At 35.0% G+C, this 21549-nt stretch carries 16 protein-coding genes; 6 read left to right on the top strand and 10 right to left on the bottom strand.

Features of this window, described 5'->3' with window-relative positions; translation table 11 throughout:
• Positions 1-6: 6 nt before the first annotated feature.
• From coxB to hemJ, 3 genes are all read right to left on the bottom strand, one after another.
• Positions 7-771 (bottom strand): cytochrome c oxidase subunit II, encoded by a 765-nt coding sequence (coxB, locus tag ABWU28_RS02465; protein WP_007302761.1) that lies wholly within the window; start codon positions 769-771, stop codon positions 7-9.
• 556 nt (positions 772-1327) lie between these two features.
• Positions 1328-2839, bottom strand: coding sequence for an HlyD family type I secretion periplasmic adaptor subunit (locus ABWU28_RS02470; RefSeq protein ID WP_007302760.1), 1512 nt, complete (start codon positions 2837-2839; stop codon positions 1328-1330).
• 154 nt (positions 2840-2993) lie between these two features.
• The gene (gene hemJ / locus ABWU28_RS02475; RefSeq protein WP_254229658.1) at positions 2994-3422 is read right to left on the bottom strand and encodes a protoporphyrinogen oxidase HemJ; all 429 of its coding nucleotides are present in this window, start codon (positions 3420-3422) and stop codon (positions 2994-2996) included.
• Between the two features lie 65 nt (positions 3423-3487).
• Between hemJ and pdhA the strand changes: the two genes are divergently transcribed.
• Positions 3488-4468: a pyruvate dehydrogenase (acetyl-transferring) E1 component subunit alpha gene (gene pdhA / locus ABWU28_RS02480; RefSeq protein ID WP_265025406.1), complete on the top strand. Its 981-nt coding sequence runs from the start codon at positions 3488-3490 to the stop codon at positions 4466-4468.
• A 205-nt stretch (positions 4469-4673) separates the two neighbouring features.
• Positions 4674-6095, top strand: coding sequence for an Asp-tRNA(Asn)/Glu-tRNA(Gln) amidotransferase subunit GatB (gatB, locus tag ABWU28_RS02485; RefSeq protein ID WP_353275538.1), 1422 nt, complete (start codon positions 4674-4676; stop codon positions 6093-6095).
• 41 nt (positions 6096-6136) lie between these two features.
• Here the strand turns inward: gatB and ABWU28_RS02490 are convergent, their stop codons facing one another.
• From ABWU28_RS02490 to ABWU28_RS02500, 3 genes are read right to left on the bottom strand one after another with little or no spacing between them, the layout of a single operon-like run.
• Complete coding sequence (locus ABWU28_RS02490; RefSeq protein ID WP_353275540.1) at positions 6137-6265, bottom strand: hypothetical protein; 129 nt, start codon at positions 6263-6265, stop codon at positions 6137-6139.
• Positions 6266-6276: 11 nt separating this feature from the next.
• A complete protein-coding gene (gene ltrA, locus ABWU28_RS02495; protein ID WP_353274935.1) occupies positions 6277-7578 on the bottom strand; it encodes a group II intron reverse transcriptase/maturase in 1302 nt (433 codons plus the stop codon).
• A gap of 26 nt (positions 7579-7604) precedes the next feature.
• Entirely contained in the window at positions 7605-7991 is a 387-nt protein-coding gene (locus tag ABWU28_RS02500) for a hypothetical protein (RefSeq protein ID WP_353274937.1), read from the bottom strand.
• A 132-nt stretch (positions 7992-8123) separates the two neighbouring features.
• Between ABWU28_RS02500 and ABWU28_RS02505 the strand changes: the two genes are divergently transcribed.
• Positions 8124-11342, top strand: coding sequence for an ankyrin repeat domain-containing protein (locus tag ABWU28_RS02505; protein WP_353275542.1), 3219 nt, complete (start codon positions 8124-8126; stop codon positions 11340-11342).
• A 235-nt stretch (positions 11343-11577) separates the two neighbouring features.
• The gene (locus tag ABWU28_RS02510; RefSeq protein ID WP_213863789.1) at positions 11578-12534 is read left to right on the top strand and encodes an IS5 family transposase; all 957 of its coding nucleotides are present in this window, start codon (positions 11578-11580) and stop codon (positions 12532-12534) included.
• Positions 12535-13122: 588 nt separating this feature from the next.
• Here ABWU28_RS02510 and ABWU28_RS02515 read toward each other — a convergent pair.
• The 3 genes from ABWU28_RS02515 to ABWU28_RS02525 are packed head-to-tail and all read right to left on the bottom strand — an operon-like array spanning position 13123 to position 16527.
• Complete coding sequence (locus tag ABWU28_RS02515) at positions 13123-14043, bottom strand: tyrosine-type recombinase/integrase (RefSeq protein WP_010401376.1); 921 nt, start codon at positions 14041-14043, stop codon at positions 13123-13125.
• 2 nt (positions 14044-14045) lie between these two features.
• Positions 14046-15425: a dihydrolipoyl dehydrogenase gene (gene lpdA, locus ABWU28_RS02520; RefSeq protein ID WP_353275543.1), complete on the bottom strand. Its 1380-nt coding sequence runs from the start codon at positions 15423-15425 to the stop codon at positions 14046-14048.
• Positions 15418-16527 carry a PQQ-binding-like beta-propeller repeat protein gene (locus ABWU28_RS02525; protein ID WP_353275545.1) on the bottom strand — a complete coding sequence of 370 codons (1110 nt, stop codon included), beginning with the start codon at positions 16525-16527 and terminating at the stop codon, positions 15418-15420. The genes lpdA and ABWU28_RS02525 overlap by 8 nt, the downstream gene beginning before the upstream one ends.
• A 315-nt stretch (positions 16528-16842) precedes the next feature.
• Between ABWU28_RS02525 and ABWU28_RS02530 the strand changes: the two genes are divergently transcribed.
• Positions 16843-18135, top strand: coding sequence for a cbb3-type cytochrome c oxidase subunit I (locus tag ABWU28_RS02530; protein WP_214303374.1), 1293 nt, complete (start codon positions 16843-16845; stop codon positions 18133-18135).
• A 117-nt stretch (positions 18136-18252) separates the two neighbouring features.
• On the opposite strand, the gene ABWU28_RS02535 is transcribed toward ABWU28_RS02530, so the two are convergent.
• The gene (locus ABWU28_RS02535; RefSeq protein ID WP_353275547.1) at positions 18253-18756 is read right to left on the bottom strand and encodes a hypothetical protein; all 504 of its coding nucleotides are present in this window, start codon (positions 18754-18756) and stop codon (positions 18253-18255) included.
• A 157-nt stretch (positions 18757-18913) separates the two neighbouring features.
• On the opposite strand from ABWU28_RS02535, the gene ABWU28_RS02540 reads away from it, so the two are divergent.
• A complete protein-coding gene (locus tag ABWU28_RS02540) occupies positions 18914-21487 on the top strand; it encodes a valine--tRNA ligase (RefSeq protein WP_353275549.1) in 2574 nt (857 codons plus the stop codon).
• Positions 21488-21549 lie beyond the last annotated feature (62 nt).

Raw genomic sequence — 21549 nt, forward strand, 5'->3', positions numbered from 1 at the left:
CCAAACTTAACTTACTAATTTTTTATCTTCAATCCACTTATTAAAATCTTCTTTACTCACTGCTTCAACAACAATTGGCATAAATCCATGACCTTGACCACATAGTTCATAACATTGCCCATAATAAATACCGGGCTTTGTAACGTTAAACCATGCTTCATTCAGCCTACCTGGTATTGCATCAATTTTTATACCAAAAGCAGGTATTCCCCAGCTATGTATTACATCTCCTGCTGTCACTTGTAAACGAATATTAGTATTGATAGGTAAAATAACGTTATTATCAACAGAGAATAGTTTTAAATCTCTTTCGGTAAGGTCTTCTTTTCCTTTTATATAGCTGTCAAATGAAATACCTTGATATTCTGGGTACTTGTAACTCCAATACCATTGATGACCAATAACTTTTAGTGTTATGTCAGCTTTTGGCACTTTCTCCTGTAGTTTAATTAATTCAGCATTTTTAAAAGCCAATACCCCAACAATAATCGTTGGTATAACAAACCAGATAATTTCTACAAAGATATTATGAGTTATTTTACTGACATTTTTCACTTTGCCCTTACGAAAGCGAAATACTACATAAGCAAGCAGGGCCCATACAAAAAGCATAATTGCAATCATTACACTCATCACAAACGAATGTGACTTAACTACAACCTCCATTATCTCAGTTGCAGGCGCAGGAAATCCAAATTGCCAAGAAGTAGGAGCAGAAGCAATTGATATATTTGAGTAAAACATTATCAATAATGCAAGTAACTTCACCATATTTTTTGCTGTAAAACTAACTGTATAATAATATATATACACTTACTATGCAAACAGAGATTATAGAATTTACACAAGTGTTTTGCTAAATATTGAATCAAAAGTAAATGATGATTAATGTTTTTTTAGCATTTAATAAATATAATAATACGATACTAACTTGAGGAAAAAGCATTTACATGAATCTATTTTAAGTTAAAATATTATAATATTTTAAGTTAAGTATTTACTTTAAGGAAGTTCTATAATAAGTTTAATAGTGTCTGTTATTGCTAATAACCCTCTAGCCTCACACCTAAAAGCAGTAACAGACACTATTAAACTTTAAGTAAGTTTGCCTATTTATAATTCATTGAGGTAAAAATCTTACTAATTCCTTTAATTCTATTATACAGCTGAGTTTACTAATTAACCTTTAATGTTTACGTTAGCATTTGCATCTTAAATCAAAGATTTACATATTATAGAAAATAATTATAAAATAATACACTACTTGTGTGTAAATTTTTTTGCATATCAAACTCTGTAAACAAATTTTCTAGAAAAGCCAAATAAATTATCTCTCTATGAAAGATCTATCGAATGTTGCAATTATAGGTGTAAACAAGAACGATAAAAGAGTGCGAGATTGAGTAACTATATATACTTCTACTGGCATACCAGGATATAGGTATACGTTTTTAAATTGAGCAAGTTCTGATTTTGGTATCACCACTCGCACTGAATAATAACGCCCCATCCTTGGATCATCAAGAGCATCAGGGGAAATATGGTTTACTATACCGTTAATTAAACTTAAGCGACGTGCACTATAAGCGCTCAGCCTTACTTTAACTTTCAGCCCTTCTAGTCCGTCGATAGAGACTATATTGCTATCTTTCTTTTTTGCTGACAGTATCTCTTCTATGTTTCTGGTTAGAACTTTAGCATCTATTATTAGATCATCATCTGATGGTACTATACTCAGGATTGGGACTCCAGATTGTATAACACCACCTTCAGTGTGGTATCTTATATCTGTAACTATACCATCTTGAGGTGATTTAATTATTGTACGTGCTAACGAATCTTCAGCAACCATCAGCCTCTCTTTTAAGTCTGCAATAGATGTATTAACTTCCTTAAGCTCAGCATTTGCTCTTTCTTGAGCATCATTCTTCACATTTATAATCTCTAACTCATTTTCTCCAATCTTTTGCTGTACTTGAGATATTGCAGAACGGTAATGTCCAACTCTACCCTCAATTTCAGCAAACTGTTTTTCTAAAGCTAAAATGTGTGGTTTGCTTATATGGCCACTATCAAGTAATTGTCTTTTTGTTTCTAACTCCTCAGTTATCAAGTCATATTGCTTATGGGCTGCATTTAGTTGAAAATTTAGCCCTGCTAATTCATCATTTAACTGCTTTATACGTTGTTGCAGTATGTCAGTTTTTCCTAATATACTCTTTCTCTGAGAGTTGAACAACTTTACCTGATTCTTTATCGCTTTATTTACAAGTTCATCGTTAGATAATCTTTTAACCTCATCAGAAAATTCTAGCGTATCTAAGTCTCCCCTGATTGCAATAAGTCTTGCTTCAGTTGCCAAAAGTGATAAGAGTTTTTCTTTAATTATACTCAAATTTGCCTTTTCGTTAACATCACTTAATAAAACTAAAGGCTCATCTTTTTTAACTGCTTGACCTTCTTTTACTAAAATTTTGCTTATTATTCCCCCACCCAAGTGTTGCACTATTTTTCTATTTGAAGAGACAATAACTTCTCCACTTGCATGCACTGCTCCGTCAATTGGAGCTATAGCTGACCAAATACCACCTATTCCAAAAAAGATGAATATCACCACTAAACCAAAAAATAGTGGTCCCCATGTGACTTTTAGGACTTCATTTACGTTATTACTCTCACGTTTAAAAATAAAATTTATCATCGCATCAATCCATGCGAACGTCTTATCCAAAAATTGATATTTCTTCTTTCTATTTCCTGCCCTTTGCATATCTATATCATCACTACCAATTAGGCCTGTCAAAGAAAGTCCAGCACTAAGCTTTTTTAACTTACTCATTATAATACTACTGCGAATTCTTGTTAACCAGGATAACACACAAAAACAAAGAATCTATACCTTAAGTACTTTACTTAGACTACGGAACATCAGAATAAACTATTTAGTAACAATTCTTATACTCCATTCAATGGTTCATCATTAGGCTAGAAAATCAAAAAGGTTTTACAATAACCATAATAACTATAATTATTATTAACACTGTTACTGCTTCGTTTAAAACACGAAAATAAACGTGAGTTTTCTTATTCAAGCCCACTGCAAAATTTTTCCTATGCTTTGCAAGTAGGACATGAATAGCAAACATTAAGAATAATGCTAGCGCTTTTACATGAAACCACCCTTCGCGATATGCTTCCCTAATAATCATTAGCATAATTCCAAAACTAAGGGAGAAAAGCATTGCAGGGTTTATGATATATCTAAGGAGTCTCTTCTCCATTATTTGAAGTAAGCTGTCATTTTCTGACCCTGGTTTTACAGATGCATGATAAACATAAAGCCTTGGCAAATAGAGCATACCTGCCACCCACATAATTACAGAGATAACGTGAAAAGCTTCAAGCCAGTGATAGTAGCCCATATAGATAGTATTATAAAATGTTAAAAATTTCTGGTATGATCTCAATTTAATAAAAGAAAGTCAATATGAAAGCAGAAAATTTCACTAAAGAACAGGTGATTGGATTCTACAGAAAAATGCTTCTCATACGCAGATTTGAGGAAAAAGCAGGACAATTATACGGAATGGGATTAATAGGCGGATTCTGTCACTTATCAATAGGGCAAGAAGCAATTGCAGTTGGGACTCAAGCTGCATCAAAACCTGGTGATGCTTTTATCACAAGCTATAGAGACCATGGCTTAATGCTTGCATGTAATTCTGATCCGAATGTTGTGATGGCAGAACTAACCGGCAAAGAAACAGGGTGTTCAAAAGGCAAAGGTGGCTCCATGCACATATTTGATGTTGAAAAAAATTTCTTTGGTGGACATGGAATAGTAGGTGCACAAGTCCCAATTGGCACAGGAATAGCATTTGCTAATAAATACAAGAAAAAAGATAACGTTGTATTCACATATTTTGGTGACGGTGCTGCAAATCAAGGACAAGTATATGAATCATTTAATATGGCATCTTTGTGGAAGTTACCTGTGGTTTATATCATAGAAAATAACGAATACGCAATGGGAACTTCTGTACAAAGATCAACTTTAGTAACTGAACTATATAAAAGAGGAGAGAGTTTTGGTATTCCTGGAAAACAAGTTGATGGAATGGATTTTTTCTCTGTCTATGAGTTAACAAGTGAAATAGCTGAGCACGTACGTGGGGGAAAAGGACCTATCTTGCTTGAAATGAAGACATATCGATATCGTGGACATTCAATGTCAGATCCTGCTACTTATCGCTCAAAAGAAGAAGTTGAAGATATGAAGCAAAATCATGATCCTATAAGCACCTTAAAGCAGTATATAACAGACAATAAAATCGCTTCTGATGAAGAATGCAAAGCTATTGATAAGGAAATACGAGATTTAGTAAAAAAGTCAGAAGATTTTGCTAAAAATAGTAAAGAGCCAGGCATTGATAAACTATATACTGATGTTTATAAATTTGTTAGCTAATCAGTTGCCATCAAAATTATGTTTTGGCCTACTATAGATATTTTTTGGCAGCACTTAACTTTATTATATAACAGCCTAGTCAATAGAAACTGTAGTAACTCTTATATTATTGATATACACCGCTCTTGGATCATAGGTTAAATGAGTTTTATTTGACTTTTTGTGCTAGTTTGCAGAATATAAAGTTATTAATTGAATAAAATACATGACAAAAGAAAACTGGGAGACAGTAATTGGACTTGAGGTACACGCTCAGGTTTCTTCTAAGACAAAGCTATTTTCTAGTTCACTAACGGAATTTGGTACTGAGCACAATACTCAAGTTTCTCTAGTTGATGCAGCAATGCCAGGTACACTACCAGTATTAAATTATAGCTGCATAGAGCAAGCAATATGCACCGGACTTGCAATTTCTGCAGAAATTAATAAATGCTCTTACTTTGATCGGAAAAATTATTTTTATCCCGATTTACCACAAGGTTACCAAATAACCCAATTCTTTGAGCCAATAGTTAAAAATGGTAAAGTGTTTATCAATAATAATGAAAAAGAAATAAGAATCGCAAGAATTCACTTAGAGCAAGATGCAGGAAAGAGTATTCATGAAGAAAGCAAAACTTACGTAGATTTAAATCGTGCAGGGGTTGCTTTAATGGAAATTGTTTCAGAGCCAGATCTTCGTTCATCTGCAGAAGCTGCAGAATTCATGAAAAAATTGAGGCAGATTTTGCGTTATATCGGTTCATGTGATGGTGATATGGAAAAGGGGTCGCTTCGCTGTGATGCAAATGTTTCTGTTCGCCCAAATGGTAGTAGTGCATTTGGCACCCGCTGTGAAATAAAAAACTTAAATTCAATACGTTATATTGTACAAGCTATAGATTATGAAGCACAAAGGCAGATCAAAATTTTGGAAAGCGGAGGAGAAATAAGTCAAGATACCTTATTGTTTGATGTCACTTTAGGAAAAACAAAAGTGATGAGAAGCAAAGAAGATTCAAGTGACTATAGATATTTCCCTGAACCTGATTTGCTACCTGTTGAAATAAGCCAAGACAAAATTGATTCTATTAAATCATCTTTACCCGAGTTGCCAGATCAAAAAAAACTTCGATACATAGCGGAATTAGGTATCAATGAATATGATGCAGACGTTATCACTTCTGATAAAGAAATTGCCGATTATTTTGAAAAATTAGCAAAAAAGCATGATTCAAAGATTGCAGTTACCTGGTTAACCGTCGAGCTTTTCGGTCGTTTAAATAAAACAAATATTGATATTGTTAGCTCTCCAATTAAAGCAGATGCTTTATCCGAGCTCCTCGACTTTATCGTCGATGGAACGATCTCTGCTAAACTTGGCAAACAAGTTTTTGATATTATGTTTGAAACTGGCAAACCGGCATCTCTCATCATAGAAGAGCAGGACCTAAAACAAATAACCGATAGAGGTCAAATAGCAGAAGTTATCGACACAATCATCAATAGCAACCAAGATAAAGTTCAAGAATACAAAAGCGGTAAAACAAAACTATACGGATTCTTTGTCGGCGAAGTCATGAAACTTACCAAGGGAAAAGCCAGCCCTGATGTCGTAAACTTGGTTTTGAGTGAAAGATTAGGGTAAAAACAGGGGTAATGTATCTAGAAGATGATTCTCCTTGTGGGTTAAAACGCCCTTACGTTCGGTAGAAGCTGTAGCTTTACTCCTCTCGTTTGAGTTTTATTACTACAACTCCCCCTAAAGAACCGTGCTTGCAGATTTCCCGCACACGGCTCATCAATATTAGTTTTCACAGTCGTCCCTCTTATGCATATAAAGAAAAATGTATTTTTGGCTTTGGTAATGGATTTACTTCTACGTAGTGTACAAACTGTTCCCAGGTCATACTCTTTTTCTGACTACGCCGATTTATCCATTTAAATGCTAGCTTTCTTACTGATGTGTAAAATTGTTTCAAACACCAATAATTTCCGCTAATACCAAAGTAGTTATAGTGTCCTGTTAATTTAGCCTTCAGTACTTGCCACCAAGCTTTAAGTCGAATACTTCCGCGGACTATTTTCAACCACTCCTTGATTTCTTTTAGTTTTCTGGCTAGATTTAACTTTGAGGTTTTATGTCCCATTATTAATCTACCACGACGACTTTTTGCACCATAGTGCGTAAACCCCAGAAAATTGAAACTTTCCGTCCTTCGTTTCTCTCTTATCGCTTGTTGCCACTCCCTCTTGCCAAACTTTACTACTCTGGTCTTGTTTTCAGATACTTCCAACCCAAATTTATTTAGCCTTTGTTTCAGTAATTCCAGAAATTCTTCCGCGTCTACCTTACTTTCGCAACAAACCACAAAATCGTCGCAAAACCTTATTAGTTGTATATATCCTCTGGATCTTGGTTTAAATTTCTTTTCTATCCATAAATCCAACACATAATGTAAGTATATATTTGCTAATACAGGACTTACTATACCACCTTGGGGTGTACCTTGTTTTGTTGCTTCATAATTTCCAGCTTCGACTATCCCTGCCTTGAGAAACCGCTTTACTAACCACCGCAAATTTGGGTCAGTTATTCGTTCCCTTAGACATCTCATTAGCCATTTATGCTGTATATTATCGTAGAACTTCTTGATATCCACTTCTACAATGTAGTTTATTGGCTTGTACATAACTGCTTTATCTAGTGCATTTACCGCTTGATGACAGTTTCTTCCAGGTCGAAATCCATATGAGCTGTCCAGAAAGTTTGCCTCGTAAATATTTTCTAGTATCTTCTTCAGCATAATCTGTACTAATTTATCCTCGGTCGATGGTATTCCGAGTCCGCGTTTCTCTTTACTTCCAGCTTTCGGTATATATACCCTCTTTACTGGTTGTGGTTGATATTGCTTCCTCTTCATACTTTCTACTAGCACTTCGAGTTTCTCATTCAGATTTTCTCCGTATGATTCCACTGTTATCTGGTCTACTCCACAAGCCTTGTTACGCTTCAGTTCTTTATAACATCTCGCAAGATTCTCTGTATTTATCAGATGGACTAACGATGTGAATTTTAGTCGCTTATCTTGCTTTGCTCTTACTGCTATCTGGTTTAGTTTATTTTGCATGTTATTCCAACCTCCGTTGTATTGGCCTAGCAATCCCTATTCCAGTTACTATATTGCTGATCGCTTCCCCTTGTACGTGGCTTTCCCACATTCTGAGTACTATCAATCAGTCCGACTTCCCCTGCATCTTCCGCTAGTTCTTGCCTTTGTTGACTTGTTCCAGCGTACCTTTGTAGGAATGCATAGGATCTCCCAAGTTCACTTGAAGTCCATTTCAATACATGGCACGGTCTCAGATCCCGATAGAGTGAGTGATAACTTGCCTTTACGCTATCCTTCATGCTGTCTTCCATGGCCATGAAAATGTCGACCTCTATGTCTTCAGGTATTTCGGAACTCAATCCCTTCACTTTCGTTGTACCCTGCATTGTCCATCCCACTAGCTCTATTACACTCGTTACCTCATGCAACATAGTGGTCTGTTCCAAACTGTTGGCTAGACTTTGTTTGTGTTGGATTTTCACCAACTGTTCTCCAAGCACTTCTTGGCGCACCATGGTATTACCTTTCAAGAGTTATTGATCGTAATATCTCTAATGCATGAGATGGATATAACATCTCTCATGTCTAAGATGGGTAAAGAATATTCTTTCTCCATAGACACAGAGTTAGAGTCAGCTCAAGGTTTTGATGATATTGTTGTCCGGCATGAGCAAAATAAAGATATAGTACATAAGTTTATACAAGCTAAGCACAACCAAGATGGAACTGAAAAAATCAGTGTAGGTAGCTTATTAACAAAGAGTGGTGAGTTTAATTTGTTGAAATACTTTATTGCTTATTTAAAGATCAAAAATAATGCAAAGTTTAGTGGTGGAACAAAGCATTTTCTTTTTGCTACGAATATGGATCTTGATTCACCATATTCAATACAACACGAAGTAAGAAATCTAAGAGCAATGTTAAGTGGAGAAAATAAAGGAAAAGAACTTTCATTTGTAAGAATAGACACAAAAGATGAGTTTCTGGATATAGGTGATAGTGCAAAATATAGAATTAGTGATTCAGATGGTAGTGTTGCTCAATACTTGAAACAAAATATGGATTTTATAAAGCGTGAGATAGGTAAGGAAGTCAGCAATAAAGAGATAGAGGACTTTTTAAATGAACTGGTGTTCGTCGTTAACTTACCCCATGAAGCTCAGCTAAGAGAATTATTGCTAGGTGAGTTGAGTAGTAGGTTGAACAAAAAGTTTGGCTATATTGGTGACAATCAAATCTTTTGTAATAATCTTCTAAAAAAAATATCAGACTGGGTAAAAGATATAAAAGCGCGTCCTTTTTCGCACAAAGAGGGAGAAGAGCTTTTTCGAGAAATTGAGCAATTTCCTAAGACTTTAAGTGAAATAGAGAGAGAAGTAAAAGAAGGGAATAAAGGAATAGATGAAATAGTAGAACAACAGCGTAAGGATAGTAAAAAACTGCATGAAATACATGTAGCTGTAACAGCACAAAATAACAAGCAGATAGAGGAGCCTATTTGGTTTAATATAAAACATCCGGTTGAAATGTTTGTTGGAAGAAAAAATGAATTGCAAGAAATATATGATAGGCTGCATAAAAGCACTGACAAACCAATGGCAATATCGCGGATTGTTGTTATTGGCGGTTCTGAAGGAGTAGGGGAGAGTGAGTTAGCCAGAAAATATGCTTGTGAATATAAAGAGCATTATGATGGTAATCTTGTATGGGTAAATGCAGGAACACAAAAGGATCTTGAAGAATCGTTTAAAGGATTAGCTAAGGAGTTAAATAGAAGGTTACCTGAAGGTTCGAAAATTTTTATTACAGATGAAGATACTGAACAAGAAAAGGGAATCAGATCTATTATTAAGAGTGTATATAGATATTTTAAAGATGTAAAAAGTCTTTTTATTTTCGATAATGCAAGAGAATATAAAGACATCAGTAAATTTTTACCACTGTCTTTATATCCTGACTATAAAAAACCTTATGTTTTAATTACTTCTCGTGATAATAAGTGGGAAGCAAGAGGAGATATAGAAGTAATAAAGTTAGATATATTCAATAAAACGGAGGCTTTGGGATTTATTAAGAAGTCCTTAAATATAGATGACCCTTTACAGGATAAGGAAATAAAAGAGCTAATGGAAAAGCTGCAGTATTTGCCCTTGGCTTTAAAGCAAGTGGTAGTGTACATTCGCAACAAAAATAAAGAATCAAAGTTGAGAGGTTGTGGAAGATTTGAGATAAGTGATTACTTAAAGGAGTGTCAACGGTACACAGGAAAATCACTTAAAGAAGGAGTTTGTAAAGATGAAGATTGTTATGCTGAAGCAGTTTCAATAACTTGTACCATTACGATGACACATATACAAAAAGAATACGGCTGTGAAACGTTGAATATTCTGGAGATAATGGCCTACCTTGCTCCTGACAAGATTCATATAGAAGAAGTCTTTTCAAAGTTAATAGCAGAGGATAAGGAAAAGTTATGGAAGGCTGTTGAACTACTCGATAGATATTCAATGATTGACTTGAAAGAGGAAGTGGCAAGTATTCACAGAGTAGTGCAGGGAATAACTAGATTAAAATTACAAAAGGAGGGCCAAGAAGAGGAAGTTCTAAGGAAAGCTTTGGAATTGATAAACAGTGGTGGTTTAGCACAAGGTAGTATGAGCCATATTGCATTTGTATGGGGATACGCAAGTACATACGGTAAGTTGATTGATAACTTTTACTTTCACTCATTTTATGTATATGGAGGAACACTGTTTATAAGGAAAAGCACCCCTTTGCACTTGCTTGCTGAAAGTGGTGATTGTAAAGCAATTAGTGCAATAATAACACATATAGAAAAATATTACCCAGGTGAATTGGTAAAAATTGTTAATGTTAAGGACAATCACGGTCAAACTTTGTTGCATATTGCTGCTAAGAGTGGAAATTTGAATGTAATGAAATGTCTAGTCAATAAAGGTGCTAGCACTAATACTAAAGATAAATATTATAATACTCCATTGCATTCAGCTGCTTACGCTGGGGAATTGGATATAGTAAAATACCTGATTATTAAAAATAATAACATTAATGCTAAAGGCGAATATGGCAGGACTCCATTACACATTGCTGCTATAAATGGAGATCTAGATATGGTGGAATATCTAATCAAAAGGTATGCTAATATTGACGCTAAAGACAATTGTGGTATGACTCCATTACATTTAGCTGCTGACGTTGGGGAATTGGGTATAGTGGAACACCTAATTAATGAGGATGCTTATGTTGATGCTAGGGACGAACACTACAGAACCCCATTATTTTTTGCTGCTGAGAATGGAAAATTAAATGTAGTGAAGTGCCTAATTGAAAAAGGTGCTAATGTTAATGCCAAGAATGAATATGGCGAAACAGCGTTACACCGCGTTGTCTATAGGGCTACCTTTAGTGGAGATTTAAGAATAGTAGAGTATATAATCAATAAGGGTGCTAATGTTAATGCTAAGAACAGAGATGGTAGAACTCCATTACACTACTCTGCTTTATCTGGGAGCTACAATATTGCAGGATGCCTTATTCGAGAAGGTTCTGATGTTAATGCTAAGGATAAAGATGGCAACACTGCACTACACTTGGCTGTTATTAGGCAAAAGGTTGATATAACGAGGACGCTACTAAAACACAATGCAAACGTTAACGCTAGAAATAATTTAGGGAATACAGTACTGGACTGTGCAGTTGATAACTGCCAAGAACTTGTGGAGTTGCTTTTAACCCATGATGAAAGTGTTGAAGTAGCTTAAGAGAAAATTATTTATCTGTTTATTTTAACGTCCCAAAAATGTTTAACAAAAGTGTGTCAAACTGAATTTTTAGTTTAACTCAATTTTCAATAGATTTCTTGCATAAACAGGTGTCATCCCAGCTGGAACCCAATATCTGGATTCCAGTGGGCTTTGTTGCACCACTCAAGGAAAGAACAGGCAGTTACTGATGGAATTTGTTATAAAATAGATATTTAGCCGACAAAGGAAAAATATGCCAATAAGAATGAAAGTCAGTAACTGCAATGAATATAACAAATTTCTTCAAGAAAGGGGAAATGTTTTTCATTATATCAACGATGCCATTGAAAATTGGTACGAAAATAGTCCAAAAGTAGCAGGTGGCAACAATGTCTACAGCGACAAAGTAGTGATTCTAATTCACATAATAACCTATCTATTCAGGATTGGTCTTAGGCAAACAGTGGGATTTATAGAGAAATATCTTGAGCAAATAGGGAAAATTTTGCAAATTATCAGCTATTCGCAGGCTTCAAGAAGGTTTAAAAAGCTTAATATCAAAATCAACGACTGCAGAGTTGATAAGAACGATATGGAAGATATTGAAATTGCTATAGATAGTACAGGTATCAGCATCTACAATAATATTCCAGGCCATAGTAAGGCAAATGGTACAGATAGAAAGTATCGCCGCTATGAGCAAACAAGAAAGCTACATGTAATGCTAGAGATAGGTAGTAAAAAAGTTATAGCTGCAAAATACAGTAGTGGAGTTTATTCCGACCACTATGGAGCCTGTGATCTTATTGAAAGAGTGGATACCAAGTATAACATAAGCACGATATATGCAGATAGGGCATATAATCGAAAGAAGTTATACAAACTGTGCGATGAGCTTGACATAAAGACAAGGATTCCTCCGCAAAATAATGCAGTAGAGCATCCAAAGTTGGATTATATGAATGAGAGAAATTCTACAATCAAGCTCATAAAGTCATATGATGAAGATGGTATGAAGAGGTGGAAAAAAGAGATAAATTATTGGAAGAGATCTTATATAGAAAGTTTTTTCTCGCGACTGAAGCAAATATTTGGATTTAGTTTTAGGAATAAATCTGAGATTAATCGTGAGAAGGAACTGCTACTCAAGTGTTATTTGCTTAACAAATTTACTGAAATAGGCATGGCTAAGTTTGATATAGCTTCATGAATTTATTATACATTACCCACTATCCGAAGAGCTGTGCAACAAAGCCATTCCAGTGTCACGCGCTGGAATGACATCAACTTTTGAATTCGAGTTATGCAAGAAATCCAACATATTAGGAACGACAATATCAGGTTGAGATGTAGTTCATATGTAAAGGTAACCTCTACTTTTCCTCAGCTTTCTTTCTAGGCTCTGTAAACAAAATTTTAAAGAAGCCATATAGTGTAGCTAGAGACATTTTTAGTCAACTGAGTAATTTTGTTCCTCTAGCCTGAGGTCAAAATAAATTTGAATGGGTTTCCCAGTACGTCAACAAGTGCATGAACTTTAGTCGCAAATCCCCGTCCTCAATTAATTTGACCTGCTAACATTTTGTACACAGAGCCTAGCTCTTTTGCTATTTGCTTGACTTGTTTCTTTACATAGCTTCTAATTTAAATTCTGCTGTCTATTCTCTTTCATTCATAACCTTTTGCAAAACGTTTTTGCTTTCTTCTCTGCTGGTCACTATTGCTTATATAAAGCAAGTATAGTACTGAATGATGTTGCAAGCACTCAGTTCGGCAATATTATCGATTTAAGACGAAGTTAAGATTTCGATTTTTTATTCAAACTCTTCTGAAAGTTTTTATACATATTGAAGACATCTTGATAATTTAGGTGAGTGTAAACTTGAGTAGTTTCAAGGCTTGAGTGGCCAAGCAGCTGTTGTATTGATCTTATGTCAATATCTTCCTGAAGCAAATGAGTAGCAAAACTATGGCGAAATGCATGTGGAGATAAAATTTCTGGTAAGTTTAAAAATCTTCTTATTTTTTGCAAACGATTAGCAACATAAGTTCTTCCCAATTTTTTTCCTCTTACCCCGACAAAAAGATGTCCCGCTTCGTCAAAGTGGGGACAAGCTTTTATATATTTTTGTATACACTTTTTTACTACTGGAAGAATAAATACCTGCCTTTGTTTATCTCCCTTACCTGTTACTATTAAACTTTCATTGCTAATATCACTAACCTTAAGATTCAATGCTTCAGTGATTCTTAAACCCGTACCATATAGCAGAACGACAATTGCAATTTCTCTTTTTACCACCCAAGGCTCGCCTAGATCAGGCAATTTCATTTCTTTCAATAGAGTTTCTATGTTAGATATTGAAAGTGCTTTAGGTAGAGTTCTTCTCTGAATTGGCCTTGATAAAGAAAATACCGCTTCATTATTTATTTCATAATTGTTTTTTATATATTTGAAAAAATTTCTGATTACTGACAATGCACGAGTGTTAGATCTCGCATTTACACCTCTTGCATAACGAGAGGTAAACCAACTTCTCAGTTCAGGTATGCTTAATTTTTCTAAAGAGCCAACATTTACTTCTTCACCAATGTGAGTATTTAGGAAACTTATAAGATCTTTGAGGTCCCTCATGTATGACTCCAAAGTGTTTGGTGAGTAAGACCTGTTGTACTTTAGCCAGTCATACCATTTTTCAATGATTGAACCGAGGTCCACAGTTACTTTTTAAAGAAAGCATCGATGCACGCATCCCTAAAGGCTTCATTTATATCAGGATGAGAGTGACAAATTCTGTATATATCCTCTGCTGCTGCACCATATGCCATTGCAACCGCTGCTTCATTGATTAGCGTATCAGCGTATGCTCCTATGATATGTACACCGAGTATTGTATCTGCTTTGCTACAAGTCAGAACTTTCACGAATCCCTCAGCATCGTCAGTGACTTTTGCTCTACCGTTTGCAGCAAATTGACATTTACCAACTTTATACTTTCGACCAGCACTTTTTAGTTCTTCTTCAGTTTTACCGATTGAAGAAACTGCAGGGTGGGTGTAAATGACTGACGGTATGATTTCATAATCAACGTGAGGCAATTGCCTTGCTAGTATCTCTGCAACTGCCACCCCTTCTTCCTCAGCTTTGTGAGCAAGCATTGCTCCACCAATCACATCACCAATAGCAAATATTCCTTTTACGTTGGTTTCATAACTATTGTTGACTTTAATAAAGCCACGACTGTCTTTTTCTATTTTTTCAAGACCCTCAGAGCATGGTTTGCGCCCTGCTGCCACCAATACCTTATCCGCCTCTATAGTGTTTGTTTGATTATCTTTTACAGAGCAAACTTTCACACTCAAAGAGTTACTACTTTGTTTTATTCCCTCAACTTTAGTTCTAAGTAAAAATTTTATTCCTTGTTTTTGTAGACTAGAAAGTAGAGACTTACTTAATTCTCCATCCATTGCTGCAGCGATTCTGTCAAAAAATTCTACTACAGTGACTTCAGACCCTAGCCTCCTCAATACAGAAGACATTTCAAGCCCTATTGCCCCGGCTCCGATTACGACAAGTTTTTTTGGTACTTCAGTTAAAGACAATGCACCAGTTGATGAAATAATACTTTTCTCATCGATATTAATTCCTGGCAAAGAAATAACGTCAGAACCGGTTGCAATTACTATATTTTTTGTCTTCAGCACCTTACCTTCAACTGAAACTTCAAGGTTGCCTTGATCAAAAGAAGTAATTTTTCCAAGTCCATTGATCTTAGTAATTTTGTAAAGGTTAAACAGATATTCTATGCCTTTTCCAAGTTCCTGAACTCTAGCGTCTTTATAGCCTATCATTTCTCTCAAATCGAGACTTACATCCTTAACTTTTATCCCAAGTTTTGATAGATTATTTTTCGCGCTAGCATACTGATAAGAGGAATGGAGTAATGCTTTTGATGGTATACACCCAACTCGCAAACACGTGCCACCAAAAATGCTATTTTTGTCTATACAAGCAACTTTGAGTCCAAGTTTTGCAGCAGCAATAGCGCATTTGTAACCACCTGGACCACCACCTATAATAATTAAATCATAATCAGTCATAAAAAACAAACCTATTTTCTAAAGAATAAACACCATTTCCTTCAGTCGTTATATACATCTTACCATGGGTAAATACTGGAGCATGAAACACATTACCGGGTATTTTAATTACCCTTCCTGTACTTTCAGATCCAGGAAAAGCAAATATTGAACCTTTATTACTTGTTACCCAAAGCGTATGGGCATACATAATTGGAACAAACAATTGCACATTCTCTATAAAATCAGATGTCCAAACTGTTTTTCCACTTTGTATGTCGATGCCAATTACCTTATTATCTTTAGTCACCATGAAAATTCTTCCGCCTTCTTTTTGTTTCTCTGCAGGAATAAGAGGGCTATAATATGACTCAATGTTTGATATACTTTTTACTTGTAGTGGCCTTGACCATAAAATATTTCCTGAGTTTACGTCAATGCTATAAATATAAGAGTTGCTCGTAGCTATTAAGATATTATCGTGTACTCTAGGTGTAGTAGTTACATCTGTAAGCTGTGTGTCTAAAAGATTTGTAGCTAATTTTTGGCTCCATAGTTTTTTACCTTCTTCATTAAAAGCTATTAACTCTCCATTTGAAAATGGTGCCATTATTTTATCATTAGAGACTGCTGGTGAGATGGAATATAAACCTCGAACCTCATTTATACCATTTTGATAAGCCCAAATGGGGCTGCCATCTTTTATATCAAATACATTTAGATAGTTATCAATAGTCAATGCTACCAACTTATTGTTTATTACTATTGCTTTCCCTCTTGCCGGAGCTCTTAATTCTTTTTCCCATTGAATCTCCCCTGTTTTCGCATCTATTGTGTGTAGAATGTTATCCACTACAAAGAAAACATTTTCTTTGTAGCTCGATAAACTCATATTACCAATTTTTTTCCTACTTGAGAGGTATAATTTCCAATTTATAACTCTTGGGTTATCGATATCAAAGGAATATAAGGTACCGTGCTTGTCTGGTAAAATAACGCTATTTTCTGTAAGTATTGGAGCTACATATCCTTGAGATAATTTTTTATCTACTAAACTTATTCGTTCGCTTGCCATTGTATAGTTACTATACAATAACATTATCATGACAATTATTATTTTCATTATTTAGTGAAAACAAGATTCATTAATATACATACTAGAAACGTAAATCACAACGAAAATGTTCTTAATTGTGGATCAAAAGCATTAACGTAATGTCATACCATTATGTAAAGATTCTCTTACTGTAATAACTTTTATCAAGTATAGACTAAAAGAAATATCTATAGCTCAAACTAATGCTGTCAGTAATACTACTCCAATATGAAACAAGCAGCATTTTCAGGATGAAAGATATTGTTGTGATGTCATTCATTTGAACTACTCATATCAATTTGAAAAATGTATACTATCTTATGCTATAGTACCTAAAAATAAATGCTCAACATACAAAATAACGCTTCACTTTGCAGGCAATGGATATTCTTGGCAGTACTTGCTCTTGCTTGTTCTGGACTGCTGTCAATAATTGTTATTTTTCTACGATTGCCTTTTATTTCTTCTCTCATTCCTTCTGCACAATATATCTTTGATAATGCACTGGTGATACACGTAAATTTGTCAATTTTGGTATGGATGTGCTCTATAATATCTCTGCTCTTCATCATAAACTTAAAAAACACCAATCATTGGTTTAACTTCTCATGGATTCTCTCAATCCTTTCCATGCTGCTAATGTTTATATCTGCATTTGTTCCAAATACTGAAGTTATCAAAAGTAACTATATACCTGTATTACAAAACAAATTATTTTTACTTGGACTCAGTCTTTTCATTACCAGCATATTGATAAATACAGCTCTAGCCTACATATCAAATAAACAAGACTCATATCTTTCAATCGGACAAATTGGCCTGGTCATTATACTTGTGTCATCATTTCTTTGTGTTGTTTTAGCACATAAAAATATGCCTCCAGGTCTATATCACTCAGACAAGAATTTATTTTATGAATATCTCTTTTGGGGAGGCGGACATTTACTGCAGTTTGCCTTTGCTCAAGCAATGTTTTTAGTTTATTTGATCATACTGAATGCTCGCTATATTAGTCTAAATAAAATTACCATTTTACCACTATTTATAAACACAGTTTTGACCGTAGTTGCACCGTTTATATACTTTATTTATTCGGCGGATAGTGCTGAATTGATACAGTTTTTTACCTGGCATATGAGAATTGCTGGAGCAGTTCTGCCGTGCTTTTTAACAATATTAGTGTATTGCAACATAAAAACTCTGCTCAATGATAAGGGCAATTATCTTCTCCACTCGTTTGTATTGTTCATTTATGGAGGTGTGCTTGGAGTACTAACTATTGAAGGAAATGTCACTATCCCTGCTCATTATCACGGTTCTGTGGTTGGTATTACTATAGCTTTTATGAATTTTGTCTACTGGCTGTTACCAAAATTGGGCTGTAAAGAAATAAAAAGCTCCATAGTAAGATTACAGATTTATGCATATAGCTTGGGACATTTTCTCCACATTACTGGACTTGTTTGGCTTGGTGGATATGGTGCCTTAAGAAAAGTTGCAGATCTGCCAAGTATTTCATCAATGTTGGCACGTGCTTGTTTTATTACGGGTGGAGCTATATCAGTTATTGGTGGAATGTTATTCGTAATAATTGTGATTTTACATCTTCTTAAAGGCAAGGCTCGTACCAACTAACCCACAGAAACAAAACTAAAAATTTTAGTGTAAAATTACTATATTTACTTTGTACTATGGCTCAAACAACCTGCTTCAAATTTGGAAAGGCAGTGAAATGAAAAAAACTATATCAAGCTACACTGAATTCTTATTTGCTACTCCTTGTGGTTCTTGTGTTCCATTTACTTGAGAGCTAGGTTTCATTATTAAATCACCAGCTAAGAATGCAGATACTGTTGCTATAACAACGATTAACCACATGTCCAATTTAGTTGTATGTTCAAGTGTAATATACACTACTAACCCAACAGCAAGACCAGTACTAGCAGTAGCGATATATGTTGCTTTTTCTTTTAGTTGTTTATTTGCTTCATTTTTGGTTTCTAATATTTTCTTTTCTTGCTGTAACTGCTGGATTTGAGTATTTATTTTTTGTTTCAGTTCATTCGACATTTCACTTTTGAGTTCATTTCTTATTTTATCTTTCAATGTAGTTATTGCCTCTTCTGGGCTTTTTTTATCTTTTAATTCCAGCACGTCTTCAAGCAATTCTACTAAGTCTACTTTTGCTGGGTGAGGCACATAGTATGGATTACTTAGAATATCTATAAGCTCTTTTAAGTTATGAAAGTTAAGCATAATAAACCTCAATACTAAAAATTTATTATGTAATACATTAAAAATTATAAGATCAAAAAAAATTTGTATCATAACAAGGCTAAATTAAATGGCAGACATTAAAATTGCTGTATTTGCTCAATTGTGCTAACTTAAAGCTTAAAACTGAGAAATATTTATGTTAGAAGAAAAGTATAGCTTTAGGGAAATTGAAGACAAATACAACATATTATGGGAAGGGAGTAAAGTTTATAAATGGAATGGTGAAAAGGATAATACTTTCACTATAGATACGCCTCCACCAACGATATCTGGAAAGTTGCATATTGGTCATATATTTAGCTATTGCCATACGGACTTTATTGCAAGGTTTCAACGTATGCTGGGGAAAGATGTATTTTATCCAATTGGGTTTGATGATAATGGGCTTCCCACTGAAAGGTTAGTTGAGCAGACCTATAAAACCCGTGCAAAAGAAGTTGGCAGAGAAGAATTTATAGAGATGTGCCATGAAGTTATTGAGAAGTCAAAGCAGGAATTCAAGGAATTGTTTAAATCAGTCGGTATTAGTTATGACTGGAATTTAGAGTATCACACAATTAGTAAAGAAGCTGTGGCACTTTCTCAAATGTCATTCATTGATCTATATAATAAAGAGTATGCATACAAAAAAATGCAACCTATTCTTTGGGACCCAGTCGATAAAACTGCAATTGCACAAGCAGAAATAGAGGATAAAGTCTTTGAGTCATTTTTGAACACGATAGTTTTTTCCACTGAAGAAAATGAGCAGATTAAGATTGCAACTACACGGCCTGAGTTGCTTCCAGCATGTGTTGCAGTTTTTTGCCATCCAGAAGATGCACGCTACACTCAGCTGATTGGAAAAATAGCCGTGGTGCCAATAACAGGAGCAAAAGTTCCAATAATAGCTGATGATAAAGTTAAAATAGATAAAGGTACTGGGCTTGTTATGTGCTGTACGTTTGGTGATGAGCTCGACATATATTGGCAGCAAAAGCATGGTCTGCCGATGAAAATTATTATCGATCAGGATGGTAGGATAAGTCTAGATTCAGTGTATGGTAATAATAGATCCCAGTGTCAAGGCACTGGGATGACAAAGGGGAGTGACATTCCAGTGCTTGACACTGGAATCCAGCCATTAGAGGAGACACACGCTCCAGCGCGTGACGCTGGAATCTACGATGAAGTAAATGGCCTAAGAGTTAAAGAAGCAAGAAAGAGAATTATTGAAATCCTAACTGAAAAGGGCCTTTTAATAGAAAGCACTAGCATTTCTCATTCTGTTAAATGTGCTGAAAGATCTGGTGCGCCGCTTGAAATATTACCTACTTATCAATGGTTTGTCAAGACTTTAGAGCAAAAAACTCAAGTATTAGATAAAGTGAGTAAATGTAATTGGCATCCAGAATCTATGCGTAAACGTATAGAGGTGTGGATAGAAGGGCTAAGTTGGGATTGGTGCATCTCAAGACAGCGTTATTTTGGTGTACCATTTCCAGTTTGGTATTCAAAACGTAAGGGAGAAGAAGGCAAAATCATTCTAGCTGAAGTAAAGGATTTACCTGTAGATCCACTCAAAGATTTGCCGAAAGGGTATATTAAAGAAGAAGTTACTTCAGATCAAGATGTGATGGATACTTGGGCAACAAGTGCGATCACTCCTCAATTAAGTGCACTGGCAGTAAACAGTGAGCTCGGTTTACCAAGCCATCGGTATGATAAGATATTTCCTGCAGATCTGCGCAGCCAAAGCCATGAGATAATAAGAACTTGGGCTTTTTATACGATTTTGAAGGCACATTATCATGCAGATTCACTGCCGTGGAAAAATATCATGATTAGTGGTTGGTGTTTGGCTGATGATAAAAAAAAGATGAGTAAATCAAAAGGTAATATCATCACTCCTCATGTAATGCTTGAAACCTATGGAGCTGACGTAGTACGCTATTGGGCAGCAAACTCAAGACTTGGAGTTGACACAGTCTACTCTGAAAATATCTTCAAAATTGGCAAACGACTTGTTACGAAACTTTGGAATGCTAGCAAATTTGTTTCCATGTTTATGGAAAAACATCAAGCATTGAGCATAAATTCCATCAGTGAGACGATGGATAAGTGGATATTGTCCAAATTATATAAAGTGATAGAAAAAACGACGAACAACCTATTACAGTTTGAATACTGCGAAGCTTTGAGCGCAATAGAAGAATTTTTTTGGAAAGATTTTTGTGATAATTACTTAGAGTTAGTTAAAAAACGTGCATATGGAGATGCATTGGACAGCGAGGCAAACATGAGTGCGAAACAGAGTTTGGCATATGTACTCAATATTATTTTGCGGTTATTTGCACCATTTTTGCCATACATTACAGAGGAAATATATCATCAGTTGTATAGTTATAACTCCGTTCACAATAAAAGTAATTGGCCTAACAAGGAAGAACTTACCTATGATAAGTATTCTGAGGAAATGGGAGATAATTTCGTGCAGATATTAAACCTTGTGAGAAAAATAAAAGCAGATAATAACGTATCAGTTAAGCATCTTATACAAAAGTTGATGATAAAAGCGAGTGTAAAAGAGGATGAGTTAAATTATTCTGCTCATCATGATTTGCAGTCAGTTTGCAATGCTGAAGTGATAGAATGGGTTGAGAGTACAGAAGCAGAGCTTATAACTGAGAATGGAAAATTTACTGTAAGTTTATTGATTGATGTAACTTAGCATTCGTATTACTATACTAATTATTTAGTTGTGAGGTAATAATGGTGCGCCAAGAAGTGCTT

This window comes from Wolbachia endosymbiont (group B) of Pilophorus perplexus, assembly GCF_964028155.1.
Taxonomy (GTDB): domain Bacteria; phylum Pseudomonadota; class Alphaproteobacteria; order Rickettsiales; family Anaplasmataceae; genus Wolbachia.